General features: G+C 68.5%; 20 protein-coding genes. 16 read left to right on the forward strand and 4 right to left on the reverse strand.

All coding sequences use genetic code 11. The annotated features are described in order from the left end of the window. The 9 genes from C1I93_RS20045 to C1I93_RS20090 form a co-directional block, all read left to right on the forward strand. Positions 1-613 (forward strand): hypothetical protein (locus tag C1I93_RS20045; protein WP_220039591.1); only part of this gene is annotated, 613 nt, incomplete at its 5' end. Beyond that, positions 606-1,670, forward strand: a complete 1,065-nt coding sequence (locus C1I93_RS20050) for a hypothetical protein (RefSeq protein ID WP_111244841.1) — start codon at positions 606-608, stop codon at positions 1,668-1,670. The genes C1I93_RS20045 and C1I93_RS20050, both read left to right, overlap by 8 nt. 11 nt (positions 1,671-1,681) lie before the next feature. After that, positions 1,682-2,320 (forward strand): hypothetical protein, encoded by a 639-nt coding sequence (locus C1I93_RS20055; RefSeq protein WP_146603534.1) that lies wholly within the window; start codon positions 1,682-1,684, stop codon positions 2,318-2,320. Between the two features lie 195 nt (positions 2,321-2,515). Next, complete coding sequence (locus tag C1I93_RS20060; RefSeq protein ID WP_146603535.1) at positions 2,516-2,743, forward strand: hypothetical protein; 228 nt, start codon at positions 2,516-2,518, stop codon at positions 2,741-2,743. 63 nt (positions 2,744-2,806) lie between these two features. Then, a complete protein-coding gene (locus C1I93_RS20065) occupies positions 2,807-3,109 on the forward strand; it encodes a hypothetical protein (RefSeq protein WP_111244844.1) in 303 nt (100 codons plus the stop codon). A gap of 153 nt (positions 3,110-3,262) precedes the next feature. Then, a complete protein-coding gene (locus C1I93_RS20070) occupies positions 3,263-3,751 on the forward strand; it encodes a hypothetical protein (RefSeq protein WP_111244845.1) in 489 nt (162 codons plus the stop codon). A gap of 405 nt (positions 3,752-4,156) precedes the next feature. After that, complete coding sequence (locus C1I93_RS20080) at positions 4,157-5,233, forward strand: AAA family ATPase (protein ID WP_111244847.1); 1,077 nt, start codon at positions 4,157-4,159, stop codon at positions 5,231-5,233. After that, positions 5,230-5,763 carry a hypothetical protein gene (locus C1I93_RS20085; protein ID WP_146603536.1) on the forward strand — a complete coding sequence of 178 codons (534 nt, stop codon included), beginning with the start codon at positions 5,230-5,232 and terminating at the stop codon, positions 5,761-5,763. The genes C1I93_RS20080 and C1I93_RS20085 overlap by 4 nt, the downstream gene beginning before the upstream one ends. Positions 5,764-5,829: 66 nt before the next feature. Beyond that, positions 5,830-6,138 carry a hypothetical protein gene (locus C1I93_RS20090; protein WP_111244849.1) on the forward strand — a complete coding sequence of 103 codons (309 nt, stop codon included), beginning with the start codon at positions 5,830-5,832 and terminating at the stop codon, positions 6,136-6,138. 179 nt (positions 6,139-6,317) lie between these two features. Here C1I93_RS20090 and C1I93_RS20095 read toward each other — a convergent pair whose 3' ends face one another. Further along, positions 6,318-6,752 (reverse strand): GIY-YIG nuclease family protein, encoded by a 435-nt coding sequence (locus tag C1I93_RS20095; RefSeq protein ID WP_111244850.1) that lies wholly within the window; start codon positions 6,750-6,752, stop codon positions 6,318-6,320. 989 nt (positions 6,753-7,741) lie between these two features. On the opposite strand from C1I93_RS20095, the gene C1I93_RS20105 reads away from it, so the two are divergent. From C1I93_RS20105 to C1I93_RS20135, 7 genes are all read left to right on the forward strand, one after another. Next, positions 7,742-8,704 (forward strand): recombinase family protein, encoded by a 963-nt coding sequence (locus C1I93_RS20105; protein WP_111244852.1) that lies wholly within the window; start codon positions 7,742-7,744, stop codon positions 8,702-8,704. A 212-nt stretch (positions 8,705-8,916) separates the two neighbouring features. Next, complete coding sequence (locus C1I93_RS20110) at positions 8,917-9,201, forward strand: hypothetical protein (protein ID WP_111244853.1); 285 nt, start codon at positions 8,917-8,919, stop codon at positions 9,199-9,201. 98 nt (positions 9,202-9,299) lie between these two features. Then, complete coding sequence (locus C1I93_RS20115; protein ID WP_111244854.1) at positions 9,300-10,355, forward strand: ParB/RepB/Spo0J family partition protein; 1,056 nt, start codon at positions 9,300-9,302, stop codon at positions 10,353-10,355. A 516-nt stretch (positions 10,356-10,871) separates the two neighbouring features. Beyond that, positions 10,872-11,345: a hypothetical protein gene (locus C1I93_RS20120; protein ID WP_111244855.1), complete on the forward strand. Its 474-nt coding sequence runs from the start codon at positions 10,872-10,874 to the stop codon at positions 11,343-11,345. Beyond that, on the forward strand, positions 11,342-11,584 hold the full coding sequence (locus C1I93_RS20125; RefSeq protein WP_111244856.1) for a hypothetical protein: 243 nt from the start codon (positions 11,342-11,344) through the stop codon (positions 11,582-11,584). Before C1I93_RS20120 ends, C1I93_RS20125 begins: the two co-directional genes overlap by 4 nt. A gap of 128 nt (positions 11,585-11,712) precedes the next feature. Then, complete coding sequence (locus C1I93_RS20130) at positions 11,713-12,138, forward strand: hypothetical protein (protein WP_111244857.1); 426 nt, start codon at positions 11,713-11,715, stop codon at positions 12,136-12,138. Positions 12,139-12,152: 14 nt separating this feature from the next. Beyond that, the gene (locus C1I93_RS20135) at positions 12,153-12,653 is read left to right on the forward strand and encodes a hypothetical protein (RefSeq protein ID WP_146603537.1); all 501 of its coding nucleotides are present in this window, start codon (positions 12,153-12,155) and stop codon (positions 12,651-12,653) included. A 181-nt stretch (positions 12,654-12,834) separates the two neighbouring features. On the opposite strand, the gene C1I93_RS20140 is transcribed toward C1I93_RS20135, so the two are convergent. The 3 genes from C1I93_RS20140 to C1I93_RS20150 form a co-directional block, all read right to left on the reverse strand. After that, positions 12,835-13,125 carry a hypothetical protein gene (locus tag C1I93_RS20140; RefSeq protein WP_223256571.1) on the reverse strand — a complete coding sequence of 97 codons (291 nt, stop codon included), beginning with the start codon at positions 13,123-13,125 and terminating at the stop codon, positions 12,835-12,837. 113 nt (positions 13,126-13,238) lie between these two features. After that, on the reverse strand, positions 13,239-13,742 hold the full coding sequence (locus tag C1I93_RS20145; RefSeq protein ID WP_111244859.1) for a DUF2199 domain-containing protein: 504 nt from the start codon (positions 13,740-13,742) through the stop codon (positions 13,239-13,241). A 174-nt stretch (positions 13,743-13,916) separates the two neighbouring features. Further along, entirely contained in the window at positions 13,917-14,687 is a 771-nt protein-coding gene (locus C1I93_RS20150; RefSeq protein WP_111244860.1) for a hypothetical protein, read from the reverse strand. Positions 14,688-15,038: the final 351 nt, after the last annotated feature.

The raw sequence follows: 15,038 nt of genomic DNA on the forward strand, positions 1-15,038 counted from the left end.
TATAAGAGACAGGCTGTCGCCGGGGAACGGCAACATCGACGGGCGGGTGGAGGTCGACAGCTTCCAGGTGCGGGAGCCGATGCCCGACGTCGACATGCGGGTCGAGGTCCGCCCGACCGGCGATCTGTGGGAGGTGCGAGTCGAGCACTTTGCCGACACGAACCCGGAGTTCCTCGGGTCGGGTTGGAACGTGCGCTGGTCGGACGTAGAAGCCTGCGTCGAGGTGTTTGACCACGACGTGTTCTACGAGTGTGTGCCCGTGGAGCAGCTGGGGGTGGTGCGGAACCAGCGGCGGTGGCTGCGGGCGGTATACGAGCAGGACGCCGGCGGCGGTCAGGCCCGGGTGACGTTCTACACGTCGTTGGACGGGGTGACGTGGGGGGCAGGGTTCGCGGTGGAGGGCTTCCCGGAGCCGCTGGACCTGGACGCGGGGTTCTTCGAGGTGAGCGTTCGCGGAGACGTCACGGTGTCGCGAGTGGAGGTGCGCAACGGCATCGACGGGCCGCTGATCGTCGGCCCGGACTTCGAGGCGCAGCCGAAGGGCACGAAGGTGTTCGTTGATGCGGCCGGCGCGACGTGGGAGGTAAGCGGTGTCGGGATCTGCGGTGCGTGATCCGCTGGACTTGCCGTCCGGTGTCGGGCAGCGGTCGGCGTCGTATCGGTTCGAGCTGGTGGACGGGCGGACCGGGGTGCGGCGCGGGCCGGTGACGCCGTTGCGGGACACCACACCGAGCCTGGTCCACGACGTGACCGGCATCATCGTGCGGCGGGTGGAGTCGCTGACGCTGGACGTGGCCGACGCGAGGCGGCTGCGGCCGTTGACTGACCGGGTGGCGATCTCGATGGTCGTCGGCGGGCGCGAGTACCCGCTGGGCCGGTACATGATCGGCGACGCCATCCAGTTGCAGACCTCGACGGGGTCGACGGCGCCGCTGGTCCTGTTCGACGAGATGTTCGTCGTCGACCAGGAACTGGAGACGGGCTTCGAGGGCAGCGGGCAGCGCGTCGACCGGGCGGTGCTGAGGCTGCTGGCCGGGCTACCAATCGGCGAGGTGCAGGTGGACTGGACGGACCGGACGTCGGTGTCGTCGTGGTCGCCGGGCAACACACGAGGGATGGCGCTGCGGGATTTGGCCAGGCAGGGCGGCTTCTTCCTGCCGTGGTTCAACCATGGCGGCCGGCTGCGGCTGATGGGGGCGTTCGAGCCGGCGACCCGGCGGCCGACGATCGACCTGGACGCCTCGCAGCGGGTGTTCCGCGGGTCTGTGGCGCGGGGCTCGGAGCTGTTGACCGCCCCGAACCGGTTTGTCGTGGTCAGCAACGATCCGGGGACGGACGTCGCCCCGATCGTGGGTGTGTACGACGTGCCGTCGTCGGCGCCGCACTCGATCGCGCAGCGGGGGTTCGTGCTGCCGAAGGTGGTGGAGGCGCAACTGCCGTCGCAGGTGGCTGTCGACGTCTACGCGCGGACGTTGGGCATCCAGCAGACGGCGTACGAGACGGTGGAGCTGTCGACGCCGCCGGACCCGCGGCACGACGGGTACGACGTGGTGCGGTGGGACGGGCTGCTGTGGCTGGAGACGGGGTGGACGATGCAGTTGGCCGCTGGTGGGGAGATGCGGCATACGCTGCGCCGCGCGTACCCGGACACGGGCGGCGATGACCTGTGATCGACCAGCGGATGGTGCAGGTCCCGGTGCGGGCGATCGCCGAGGCGGTCCTCGACCGGGTGTTGGCGTTGGGGATCACGAGCCGGCTGCGGCCGGCGACGGTGACGGGCCCGGCGTCCGATGGTGGGTTCCTGATGGTGATGGACGGCGACACCACGGCGATGCGGGTCGTGTCGCTGGTCGGCGTGCTGCCGAAGGACGCGCGGGTGATGGTGCTGATGACGCCGCCGGCCGGGCACCATGTGGTCGGCTACCTGGGGGTGCCGCCCCGGGCGGCGTACCTGGCCGACACCGGGGTGGTCAACAACGAGCTGGCGGTGACGTACGCGGCGGGCTGGGCTCAGCAGGACAACGCGTACCGGATCGTCGGGTCGCGCATCGAGCTGAATGTGAACGTGCGGCGCACCGGTGGACCGATCACGGCGAGTGCCCTCGGCAACATCGGCGACACGCTGATGGTGACGCTGACCGACCCGATGTTTCGGCCGACGATGCCGAAGCACCACCTGTTCCGGTCGTCGGTGACGTCGGGGTCGGCGGTGCTGGAGGCGAACGGTCAGCTGACGCTGCTGGACATGCACTCGACGTCGGTGATCGCGACGAACGACGTCGTGTGTGTGTCCGTCGACTATCCGTTGCCGCTGGTCTGACGGCCGCTGTAAACAGCGCAGCCCCGGATCGCGAAATCCGGGGCTGCGCTGCGTTCACGTGGAGACACCAGCATAGCGGGCGGCCCGCAGATGGGGCAAAGTAACCCGCTAGTCGTACATACATTATTGACGTCCCACGCGATCTTGATATACAATGTTTTTGTACGTATCGCTCTACTTTTGGAGGAGGTACGGATGAGTGGACCGCTGCTCGTGGCTGGGCGTCACGAGTTCGTGGACGACAGGGTGACGCAGGCGTTGGCCGAGGAGTGCGCGGTGCGGCTGCTGCACGAGATGCTGCTGGATCCGCCGTCGGTGTTCTCGGGCGGCCGGGTGTGCCTGGTCGGACACTGTGACCTGCTGGCCCTGGCGAGGAAGTTGGTGCACCAAGCGCCGTCCATCGCCGCCCGGATGGCAGCCTGACCGTCCCCGGCCAGTGCCGTACATTGACCCTGTATGGCATCCGGCTGTGGGAGGAGAGGAACGATGAAGGTGAGCCAGACCAGGCTCAAGGCGGCGGCGCGCAAGGTGTCCGACAACCTCACGAAGCCGGGACCGCTGGACCTGCCGCCGGTGGTGGGGCTCAAGGAGATCGTCCGGATGTTCGACGTGAAGGACAACACGCCGTACCAGTGGCGGTCGAAGGGTGTCCTGCCGAAGGAGGACGGCGAGGTCAGTAACAACCCGGTGTGGAAGGTGACCACCATCTACCAGTTCGCCGAGGACACAAAGCGGACGATCGTGTGGGACCCGTGGGACGTGCTGGTCGACGACGAGGCCACACAATAATGAGCACATGCGGAGACATTGCGGCCGTACAGACCGGGTGTAGGGTGCCGGACAACGCATCGACCCCGCCAGGCGGTCATCCGGCGGGGTCGAGGAGAAACCCGGAACAGAGAACGGGTCGCACGCGCATCATACGCCAGTTCGGGCAGCGGTGTGCTGGCGGCGCTGCACAGAGAGGCCGCCTGCATGGTGGACCGGTGGACGGTCGAGCGCGCGGTGAGGCACGAGCTATGCACGCTCGACCCTCCCGGCCGGCAGCTCGTCCTGACGCTGCTCACGTGGTCCGACGCGGCCACGGCGGTGATCCCCGAGCAGTTCACGCCGAGCCTGACCGACTTGCAGAAGGCGACCGGGCTTGCCCGGTCGTCGATTGCGAAGTGGCTCAACCTGCTGGAGGGCAAGGACGGCGAAGGCGGCGAGGAACGCCTGGAGAGCAAGTGGGTGTGGCGCGAGCGGCCGACGGTCGCGGACGCCCGGCGCAAGAAGGCCCGGACGGTCTACCGCATGGGAGTGCCGCCCGGGCTGTTGCGCCGGCTGATCGAGCTGGGCGTCGTTGGTCCGCCAGTCGGAACGAGTTGGTCCGCCACGCGGACGCAAGACATACAGGGAACAAGAACCGGTCGGTCGCGGCGCGAACGGTGACCACCGGTACGTCGAGGGGCCCAACGGCCGATGCGCCCACCCCGGGTGCGCCCGCTCGGCCCCGCTGCACGGCCCGAACCTGCGGGCCGTGTCCGAACAGGACAGGAGAGTGATCGGGGAGTGAAGCTGCACCTCGTGTCGGTCGACGTCGCGCAGTGCGCGACGTGCAGCGGTGAGCTGGTCCCCGCCGGGGACGACTGGCGCCACCCGGTGCAAGGCGGCTGCACTGAGCTGGGCACCCCGGTGATCTGCCGGAACGGCGACTGCGGCCAGCCGGCCGCCGTGGGCAGCGAGGTCTGCCTGGACTGCTCAGGCGCTTTTTCGTCGCCCAAAGGTGTACGGCTACGGTCCAACAATGCGGCCGTATAAAGTCTATGTAGGTTCGTTCACGTGGAAAGGGACGAGATGAGTTCACGATTTATGCCGGCGACCAGGAAGAAGGCGAAAGCGCGGATCGCGCTCGCCGGGCCGAGTGGGGCGGGCAAGACGCTGACTGGCCTCAAGCTGCTGTACACGCTGACCGGCTCGGCCATCGTGGCTGACGGTCTGGAGCGGATCGCGTTCGTCGACACCGAGCGGGATTCGGCCGACAAGTACGCGGTCAACCCGCAGCTTCCCGGCGTCGGCGACATGACGCCCGAGGAGGCCGGCGGATACGGCTTTCAGAAGTTTTCCCCGGTGCGGTACGACCCACGGCAACTCGTCGAGCTGATCGACGAGGCGGCCCTGGCGGGGTTCACGGGCTTCATGCTCGACTCGGCGTCGCACTACTGGTTCGGACCCGGCGGCATCCTGGAACTGGTCGACCTGTTCGCCCGCAACCACGGCGGCCGGTCGATGGACGGGTGGAAGGACGTACGCCCGATCGAGCGGGCGTACGTCGAGGCGCTGATGAGCTTCCCCGGACACGTCGTGGTGTGCCTGCGGTCAAAGCAGCGCTACGAGATCACCGAGGGCGCCGACGGCCGGAAGCAGGTGTCCAAGCTGGGTATGCAACCCGACCAACGCGACGGCCTGGAGTACGAATTTGACCTGGTGGGCGACATCGACCAGGCGCACTACCTGCGGGTGACGAAAAGCCGCTGCGATGCTCTGGCCGACCAGGTGATCCACAAGCCGGGTGAGGAGTTGGGCCACCAGCTGCTCGACTGGCTCGACAACGGCGAGCCGCCGAGGGACCCCGACTGGCCCAAGGCCCTCGCCGCGTGCGCCACGCGGGAGGACTTGGCGGTGCTGTGGCAGCGCGCGCAGCGGCTCGGCAAGACGCAGAAACTACGGGACGCCTTCAATCAGCGAGGCGCGGAGATCACCGCTGCGCGCCGCGCCGCAGAAGCCCCCGGTACGCAGCTCGCCGACGCGGTGACCGAGGCGTCCGGAGCGCCCGCCCCGGATGCCGCCGAGGAGGCCACCGCACGGCCGGCCCGCGCCGTGGGGCGGAAAGCTGCCGGACGGCTGCCCGAGACGTCGGGAGCTGGCCGATGACCGTGCAGCAGGCGTCCATGAGGGCGGCAGTGCTCAAGGCACTCATGGACGAGGTGAAGAAGGTTTACGACGTGGCTCGCGCCGAAGCCGACGGGCGGCTGGTCGAGCTGAACGCCGAGCTGGGCGTCAAGACGATCGAAGTTCGGTTGCCCGGCTACGACGGTCCGGTGGCGCAGGTGACGCTCTCCGAGCCCAAGGCGGGCTTCGTCGTCGAGGAAGCCGGGTTCCTGGCCTACTGCAAGGCGGAGCACCCCACCGAGGTGCAGGCGACTGTGCCGGAACCGGTGGAGTCGGTGCGGCCAGCGTTCCGCAAGGCCCTGCTCGGCCGGTTGCGGATCGAAGAGGACGGCACCGTCGTCGACGGCGCGACGGGCCGGATCCTCGACTTCGTGGAGGTCGCACAGCCGGGCCGGCAGTCAACGACGCTGACCTTCAAGAAGGGCGGCCGTGAGGAGGTAGCGGCGGCCTACCGAGACGGTCGGCTGGCTCTGCCCGAGCTGCTGGCGCTGCCGGCGGCACCGCAGGAGTGAGCGGTGCGGGGCCGGGCGGTGGGCGACCGTCACCCGGCCCCGCTCCACACCGGAGGGAGGTGAGCGGTGACGATCGACGCCAAGCTGGTGCGTGACGGCCTGGTCGACGTCGACGCGTTCACCGCGGCCGCCGAGAGCGGGCCGGTGGGGGAGTGCGACGGCTGCGGCGGGCCGCTCGACGGCTCGGCGCAAGACGGCGGCGGGCTGGTGTGGCTGACGATCAGATGCCGGGTGTGCGGGGCGGAGCGGACGTCGCCGGGTGGCCGGTGTCGGCCCCGGCCGGCGGGTTGGCGGCCGGCGCCGCGGGCGTGGGTGGTGGAGGCGGCGGCCGAGTTGGAGGCGCGGCGGCTGGGCGAACAGCCCGCGCAGGAATAGCGGGCTCCGCCTGTTCACAGCTCGTCTCAGCGCCCATCGGTCAGCTCCTCACTCCCACACTTACCCGACGAGCGGCGTCCGCTACGGGCCCACCCGTAGTTTCCAGAAACAACGGTAAGCAGTTGACTTAGGCCCTCACCTTGGGTCGCTTCCTCAAACTGGGCTTCCGGGGGTTCCGATCACGGGTGGCACTCCTCGGAGCAGATGGAGCCGATGAACCCCGTCAGCTCGGGGTGGTTCCGGAACCATTCGAGGCGTAGGCGCAGGTGCTTGAAGCGCAGGTGGAGCTGGTTCTCCAGTCGCTGGCGGGCGTACTTGCTGTCTTCGGCGATGACGTGCAGCAGCTCCAGGCCGTGAGGGTTGCCGCCGTCGAAGTCTCGCATCCGCTCGTACGGGTCGACGGCCTCACCGATCTTGATACAGGAGCCGCTGGCGATGAAGTACACGCCGGCGTAGTGGTGCGGCAGGCCGGGGTCGCCGAAGCAGCCGAAGGCGGTCAGGTTGGCTTCGATCATGGCTTCTTTCGGGTCGCCGTGGGTGCCGTAGCTGCGGATCTTTCGTCGGTATCGGGTGGTCAGCCGCCTTCGGTCCCGGTATTCGTCGTAGGTGGTCATCGGTTACCGTCCCGGCGGGAGCAGGTGCCGGCCAGGCCGGCGCCGTTGGCGGCGCGGCGGGCGTTGAGAACCCGCATGAACTCCTGGCGGGCTGGTGGTGAGGTGGTTGACCTTCGCGTCGACCCTGTCGAGACTCTGGCCTTGCTGTGCCTGGGTCTCGCGGAGCGTACCGAGCACGCGGGTGTGGCCGCGGAGTTCGGCGCGGTAGTCCGCGATGTCGCGGTCGGTGCCGGCGGCCAGGGTCCGGGCGGTCCCGCTGCCTCTTGCCACACGATTGCCAACTCGGCCTCCCTCGCCGCGATCCGCTGTTCCAGTTCCTCAAGGCTGCTCATCGCTTGCGATTCTCTCCGCCGGCGCGGGCGGTGGCCAGGGTGGTCTGCGCGGCGCTGGTGGGTGTCACGCTGACCGTCTTCTTCCTGAGTGAGGTGCTAAGGCACCTCGCGCTGCCGATATGTAAGAGGCCGGCGACCCGTTCTCGACTCTCCGTGTGGCTGGCCGCTTACCCCGGACGGTGCCGGCGCTCGGCCCTGAGCGACGACGGCGTCTTGTTGCAGTGGCAATAAGTGCGGTCGCAATGGTTGAATGTGACCGCACCTTGCGAAGATCGGCAAGGGGTCGGCCAGTGCACCTGTCGGGGGACGCATGGCTGGCCGAACCTACGCCATCTCCGCGTGGTGCGAAGAGCCCGGAGCCCGCTTCCCGCGATGCTCCGGGCTCTTTGCGCTGCGAATACGCGATATGGCTCCCTGTGTTGACGGGAGGGGCGGAAGGTGTGAGTCGGCGGAGTGTGGCAGTGTCGATAAGGTGTCACGAACTCACACCCGCCTGTGGGTGGCACAGTTCGGTGACGCACTGCTAACTTACAGGTCGGCCCTGTGTCGATCGGTCAACGCGCGATCAGCGCCGCTGCCGATCGAAGTGGAGGTCTTAGCCACAAGCGGACGCCGGCTGGAGAAGTTAACAGAGAGTAGGACAGCGGGGAGTCACGAGTGCGCTGTTACGGGTACGACGAGACAGGACGCGAGATCATCCCGGCTGAGGCTGCCGTGATCCGCGAGGTCGTGCAGCGGGTTCTGGACGGGGAGAGCATGCGCTCCGCCGTCGCCGATCTGCGCAAGCGCGAGATCATGACGTCGGCCGGACGCCCGTGGACGCAGCAGTCGCTGTCGCGTCTGCTGCGCAACCCGCGCCTGGCTGGCCTCAAGACGTACCGCGGTGAGGTGATCGGCAAGGGCGAGTGGAAGCCGATCCTCGACCAGGGCACGCACCGCAAGCTGCTGACTGTGCTCGAGGACCCGTCGCGTAAGCAGCCGGCCGCGACGAACGTACGCAAGTACCTGCTCTCCGGTGGGTTCCTCCAGTGTGGCTATCCGCTGGAAGGCGAGGGGGAGGAGGTGCGCCGCTGCGGAAAGTCGCTGTACACGCAGCCGAGCAACTCCGGCAAGCGCGGGTACGTGTGCCGCTCCGGCAGCCCGAGCTACGGATGCGGTCGCATCCGGATCGCTGCGGCAGCCCTGGAGGAGGAAGTCGCGACCCGGGCCCTCGCGCGGCTGGGATCGCCGAAGGTGCGTGCCCGGTTGGAGGCTGCCGTGGGCTCTGTGACCCCGACGGAGGAGCACATCGACCGTGCGGTGGCGGCGATCGACGAGCGGCTGGCGGAAGCCGGCCAGGCGTACGCGAAGCGTGAGATCAGTCTGGTGACGCTTAAGGCGATCGAGGAAGAGGCCCGGAAGGAACGGCGGAGTCTCAAGGAGACCTTGGCCCAGTCCACGCGGTTGCAGTCGCTGCCAGCGACAACCCCCGAGGGGCTGGCAGCGTGGTGGGTGGACGCGCCGCTGGAGCGGCGGCGGGAGTTGCTTGCGTTGGTGCTGGACCGCATCATCGTGCTGCCGGCGACGCAGCCGGGAAGGACGCACCTCGACGCGGATCGGCTGGAGTTCGTCTGGAAGTGAGCTGACAGAGGGCTGGGCTTCTGCCCTGAGCCGTTGTCGGTAAGCGTTTGCCCGCATGGCTGACTGATCGCATTGCGCTCCCCATTTGGTCTGTCGCTCACAGTGGTGGTGGGTTTACGATCTTCAACGCTGTCTGTTCAGAAGCGTTTTGCTACGCCCCTGCTGTCGGGTCGCAGTGCCACTGCGGGGGTATCGAGGCAAGAGACGGGGGCATGGTTTTGCCGCGCAGGCGCAAGATCGAGGTGTTGAAGCTGGCCCAGCGGATCGAGGCGGAGCTGGCGTCCGGACGGGTGGACGACGTGGAACTGAGCGATGAACAGATGCGGCGGGTCGCGAGCCTGTTGCGGCCGCCGGTCCCGACGCCATCGGCCGAGCCGGCTACTGCTGACCCGGCCGTCGCCGGGCGGATCCACCGATGGGCGTCGCGGGGCGCGGCGGCCATGTTCCACTTTTCGGCCCTGATCACGCTTGCTGCCGGAACCCCGCCGCCCCTCTGAGTCATGCGCTACGTGCGTACATAAAATATTGACGGCAAGATCGATCTTTCATACAATGAAGTTGTACGAAAAAAGTACAACTCACGTGGAGGAAGACGATGGTTGCCAAGAAGCCGTCCCTGCGAAGCATCCAGGTCGCCAAGATTGAGCCGGACCCCAGTCAGCCCCGGAAGCTGTTCACCGAGGAGGAGCTGACCGAACTGGCTGCGTCGATGACCAAGCTCGGTCAGCTTCAGCCGATCGCCGTTCGCAAGACTGGCCGGCAGGGCCACTATCGCCTGGTGGTTGGCGAGCGGCGCTGGCGGGCAGCCCAGCAGGGCGGCATCGAGAACCTGGCCGCGATGGTCTGGGAGATGGACGACGAGGCGGCGTTCATTGCGCAGGTCGCCGAGAACGTCAACCGGCAGGACATGACGCCGATGGAGGAAGCCGCCGCCTACGCGCGCCTCGCCGACGCCGGCTGGGAGACGCGGGCGGTCGCCGAGCTGTTCGGCAAGAGCGAGCCGTACATCGGATGGCGGATCGACCTGCTCGGCCTTATCGACGACGCGAAGCAGCTCGTCGCCAAGGGGCAGCTGCAGGTGGGCGTCGCCTGGTACGTGTGCCGGCTGTCGCCCGACCAGCAGCGGCGGTTCCTGGTGAAGTGGGCGCGCGGCGAGTTCTCCTCGGCGCGGGACGCCGAGGCGTTCGCCAAGGCATGCAAGGCGGCCGAGGAGCAGGCGGAGTTCTTCCAGATCGACAAGGGAGAGCACGACGAGGAGGCGCAAGCCGAGGTGGTCGCCAAGCGGAGGAAGGTCGTCAGCAAGATCGAGGGGCTGGAGACGGCCGGGAAGATCCTGCACGAGCTGGCGCAGATGGACGCGGAGGAGCTGGCGCGGCTGCTCGCCGGAGCCGAGGGCGGCGTGGCCGGGCACCGGCAGCGCGTCGACGACCTTCGGACGCTGGCGAGCAAGGTGTCGTCGAAGCTGCGCAAGGCGCAGGCCCTGGCCGCCGCCGTCACCGTCGAGCTGGACCCGGAGGCCGTCGCGGTGGTCCCGGCGGAGGTCGTCGACGTGACGTCGGCCGGCCCGATCAAGGCGGACCCGAACTGCGAGTGGGAGGGCCACGACAACGCGGTGCAGGAGGCCGGGTTCTGCTCGGTGTGCCAGCACTGAGCGAAGCAGGTAGGCGGCGCCCCGCGCGATGTGCGCGGGGCGCTCGCGCCGTCCAGCGAACCCTGTCCCGGTGCCGGGCGAGTGCGTATGCTCCCGGCGTGGAGGCCCGGCGTGGCAGCTAGCTGTACGGCCGCAGTTTGACCGCTGTGTCCATCTAGGATACAATGTTTATGTACAACCCTTGACTGTTGGAGGCGATCGGTGCGTCCAGTCTGGTCACGGTCCTGTGGGCCTGGCCCCTGCCGCACGAGCCGGCCGACCTCCAGCAGGCGATGCGGCAAGCGCGGGCCGAGCTTTACCAGCAAGCGCGGATGATGAACGCGGTCCCGCTCGGGCCGGCGACCTGCTGGGTCCGCCCTCCGGGCGGTGTTCGACACCCACGTCGGCCCGGCGCTCGTCGCGGAAGTAAAGGCAGCTCGACTGCCGGAGGAACCGAACAGAGAGGGGCGCAGTGTCCGCAAGGTATACGGCCGCAATATTTCACTGCGGCGACCGATCAACGCGGGGAGGGCTCGCGTGAAGTCGCTCGCAGAGATCGAGCAGGAGGCCCGCCAGGTCAAGGCGGCCCTGCCCGGCTACATCGCGATCCGCGACCTGGCCGCCGCAGCGCTGACCGGGATGGCCGACGACCTCGGCCTGGACCTGGAGGAGCGGGACGTCCGCGACCTGGCCACCGCCGTGGTCGACGCGATCCACAAGCCAGCCGAGCTGCAAGGCATCGCCTTCGCCTGCACCGTCGCCGACATGGAGGTGGCCGCCAACGACCGGTGGCTGCTCACGCCGGCGAGGGAGAAGGCCAAGAGCGACCCCGACGCCCGCAAGACGCTGCCCTACCTGGAGCAGCACGCCGAGGGCGCGCAGAAGGTCCGCAACGAGCTGGTCGAGCGGCTGGCCAGGGTCGGCCGCGAGTGGATGGCGAAGCGGCAGCCGGCGGCAGTCGTGGCGATGCCTCCGGCCGAGGCCCGAGCCGAGTCGAGGACGGCGGCGTGACCGGGCCCGTCGTCGTCGTACCGCAGCCCGCCCCGGAGCAGGCCGGCCGGATCCGGGCGGCGTGGAGCCGGCCGCCCGCACCGCGGACGACGGCCGCCGAGCCGATCACCGACAGCGTGGCGGCTCTGGCCACCCGGTACCTCGTCAACGGCTACACGCCGGAGGACGTGGCCGAGCGGTTCGAAGTCGACCGCAGCTGGTGCCGGGCAGTCGCCGTCCGGCTGCGAGGAAGGAGGTAGCCGATGCCTGACCAGGTGCCGGCCAGGGCCCTCGTCGGTGGTGGCGTCCGCGCTGGACGTCCTGGCCGCGCACCTGGATGAGCTGATCCCGGTGATCGGAAAGTTCTACGACGACCATGCAGAGCCCAATGGGGGATGAGTTGCAGCTGTTCACGAACCGCTACCAGCGGTTCCGCCCCGAACAGGGGGCGCCGGTCCGCACGACCGTCGGCGCTCCCCGGTTCCCGTTGCCGTACGACCTGGCCGGGTACGCCCGGCTCCTCGCGCCGACCTACGGAATGCTCAAGATGGCCGAGGGCCCGTACCGGCACATCTATCTGGAGCGGCTGGAAGCCGCCGGTGTCGACCTGATCTCCGAGCAGCTTGCCGAGATTGCCGACTACGCCGGCAGCGATCAGCTCGTCCTGCTCTGCTTCTGCGACCTGTCTGTGCCACCACCTGACAACTGGTGCCACCGGCGCATGTTCGCCGCCTGGTGGGAGGAGCAGACGGGCCGCGAAGTACGCGAACTGGCCGAGCGGCGCGAACCGCCGGCCCCGACCCTGTTTGACTGACCGAAGGAGTTCACGTGGAAATGACTCTCGACCGGCCGCCCGCGGACGCGGGCGCACGCCTCGACCTTGACCCCGAGTTGCAGCCTGGCGAGTCCGGTTACTTTTCCGGCGAGTGGCTGGAGTACGACTCCGACGGCGGCAGCCGCTTCGAGTCGGCGTACGCCGGCACGCTGATCCGTCGCTGGAACGGATGGGCGGTGTGGGAGTGCACCCGCGAGGTCGCTGAGGCGATCGTCACCGACCAGGAGGCGGAGCGCCGGCACCTGCGCGCGACCCTCCGGGCGCAGGGCGTCGAGGAGCCGAAGCTGAGCACGATGGTCGACGACAGCGTCTCCGAGATGCGGTGGGACGGCGACGTGATCGTGGTCGACCGGCGTCCGTACGGTGAGGACGAGCCGGAGCTGAGGATCGCGCCCGACGAGCGCGGCATGTACGTCGTGATGGGCGGCAATTGGACGTGGGAGGAAGTCCCGGTCGACGCCGCCGACACCGTGCACGGATTCGTAGCACTGTAGCCGTATAGCTGGGGCCGGTCCGTTGGGCCGGCCCCTTCCGCTTGGGCAAGATCAACGGTGATCCCGGCGGGATCACCGGCTGCCACAACGGGCCACAACCGGCCACAAGGGAGTACGACTGGACACGGCCTGAGCAGGCCCGATAGAATAGACGCAGGTCAGCAGCCCGAAGCGTGGGGGTTCAAGTCCCCCCTCGGACACGTACAGTTACCCCACAGTAATCAGCGTCAGGCTTAGCCTCGACGCTGATTTTGTTTTGGCCGGGGTGGTAGGTGAGGGCGAGTCGTAGCTCGCGGTAGACGTTGCTCTTGTCCTGGTGGTGGGCGTTCCGCAGGGTGGTGCGGATGTCGTTGAGGCTGCCCACGAGGTGCCGGATGTCGTCCTCCGCGAGACGGCGAGGCGCTTGCGCTTGTGCTGCTGCTTGATCGCGTTGAGTGACGGCGGCGGCGCGTTGGGCGTTGACCTCGGCCATCCATGCGGCGACGGTGGCGGGGTCGCCCCCGGCGTCGGCGATGGCGCGGTATTGGAGGACTACCAGGCCGGACCTGCGCACCGCGGGTGCTTCGCGGCCAAGATCCGTCTGCCCTACGCGTGTAGGAGAAGCTCGGCGATCTCCTGCACCCGTGCCACGGTGATGCCGGTGCGCTGCTCCACGGCCAGCGGGTGGTCAGTCGGTTCGAGCACCACATGCGGGCGGGTGCCGACCTGATCGGTGTGCACCTCAGCCTTGAGATTCAACGTTTCCATCGGATAGGCGGGGAGCTGGGTAGACAGCCAGCCGAAGTACGCCGGCTCCTGCTCCCGTCCGGGCGTCGTCCACAACTCCACTGTGCGGCGGAAGTTGTCCTTACTCAGCGATACCCACACACCCCATTCGAAGTCTTCCTCGGCGTCGAGGACGGGGATGACCAGCCGTGCCCGCACGAAGTAGTGCTGCCCATGGATGAGGCAGGTCTCGTCTTCTAGAACGCTGTACTCGTCGCCGTCGAACTCGTTGCGCCAGTACGCCGGCGCCGGCGCGCCGTACGAGAACGGGAGCCCATCGTGGCGCTGCCCGCAGCCCCCGCACACAAACCCATGATCGATCACGGCATGACGGTACCGCCGCCGACCGACAGCGGATCGCACACTGCCTCAGCCACCAGCGTCACCGCAACTCATGCGTCCCGGTCGGCGGGGCAACGTACGACTGGTGGATGGCCACCGCCTGGTCGCCGCGTGCCTTCAGATATCCACACCTCCGACGGGCGTCGCAGTGCATCATCAGGCAGCCGTCACGGCTTTGCAATGGCGCGGTAGACGGACCGGGCCGGACAGGTCACCTCGTACGACGGCGGCGGCGACGACCCGTTCGGCGCGTCGCCTGCGCATGCGCAGTGCCGAGGAGGCCACACCCTCATCGGCGGCACGTTGCTCGATCAACGCGTCGCCGAAGCGCGTGGCGCTGATCAGCTCGGCGGTGTCGGCGGTGATGAGGCCGGCGGCGGCTGCCCGGCCAAGCAGGAGGTCCGGATGCCCGTACGGCATTCGCGGTGTCCGTGAGCCGGTGGCCAGGTCGAGGGGCAGTTCCTCGCTGTCGTCGGCGGTGATGACGGTGGTGCCGGCGCGCCAGGCGGCCCAGCACAGCCGCAGCCACAGCCGGGGTGTGTCCAGGTCGGCGGTGCGCAGGGCGTGCAGGAATCCGGCGAGGACTTCGGAGTCGACGTCGTCGGCGTGTTGGGGGCGGCCGCGGCTGATTTTCGCCGCGAGGTGTGTCAACGCGGGTAGCGCGACGCCGATGGCACCGACGACCCAGGCGGGTCCCCAGTCGCGGGCGTGGTGGGCGAGTTGTCGCCACAGTTTGTCGGTGGTGTCGCTGTCGTAGCGATGGAGTTTGACGAGTGTGCGTAGTTGGTCCAGGGGCAGGGTGGTGTCCGGCAGGCCGGGTACCGGTCGGGCGTCGAAGACCAGTGGTGCGGGCTCGCAGGTCAGCAGCGCGAACGCGGTCTCGGCGGTGGTCAGCGCAGTGTCCGCTGTGCGGGTGGTTGGTGCCATCGTGATGTCTCCTCGGCAGGGAGCCTGTCGCCCGGGTGCGAAGGCCGAGGCCCTCGATTGGGACAGCTCGACCTGACATCAGCGCCGGTTGTCAGCCCGGGACAGGCCGTGTCAGGTCCGGTCAGGTTCACCGCCGTCAGGGAAGATCACTTGTCCGTCGGTCGGGTTGTCAGGTGGCGGGGTGACGGGTGCTGTCAGGTCGGGGGTGGGTTCGACCTGCCTGTTGAGGTTCCCCCCGGGATGTGGACACCGGGTTATGCCGCGATCTGATGCAGCGTAGTCGGTGTGAGGGTCTGTTCGTAGTCGGTGGGGCTGAGGTAGCCGAGTGCGGAGTGGCGGCGGCGGTGGTTG

Source organism: Micromonospora endophytica (assembly GCF_003236305.1).
Taxonomy (GTDB): Bacteria; Actinomycetota; Actinomycetes; order Mycobacteriales; family Micromonosporaceae; genus Micromonospora; species Micromonospora endophytica.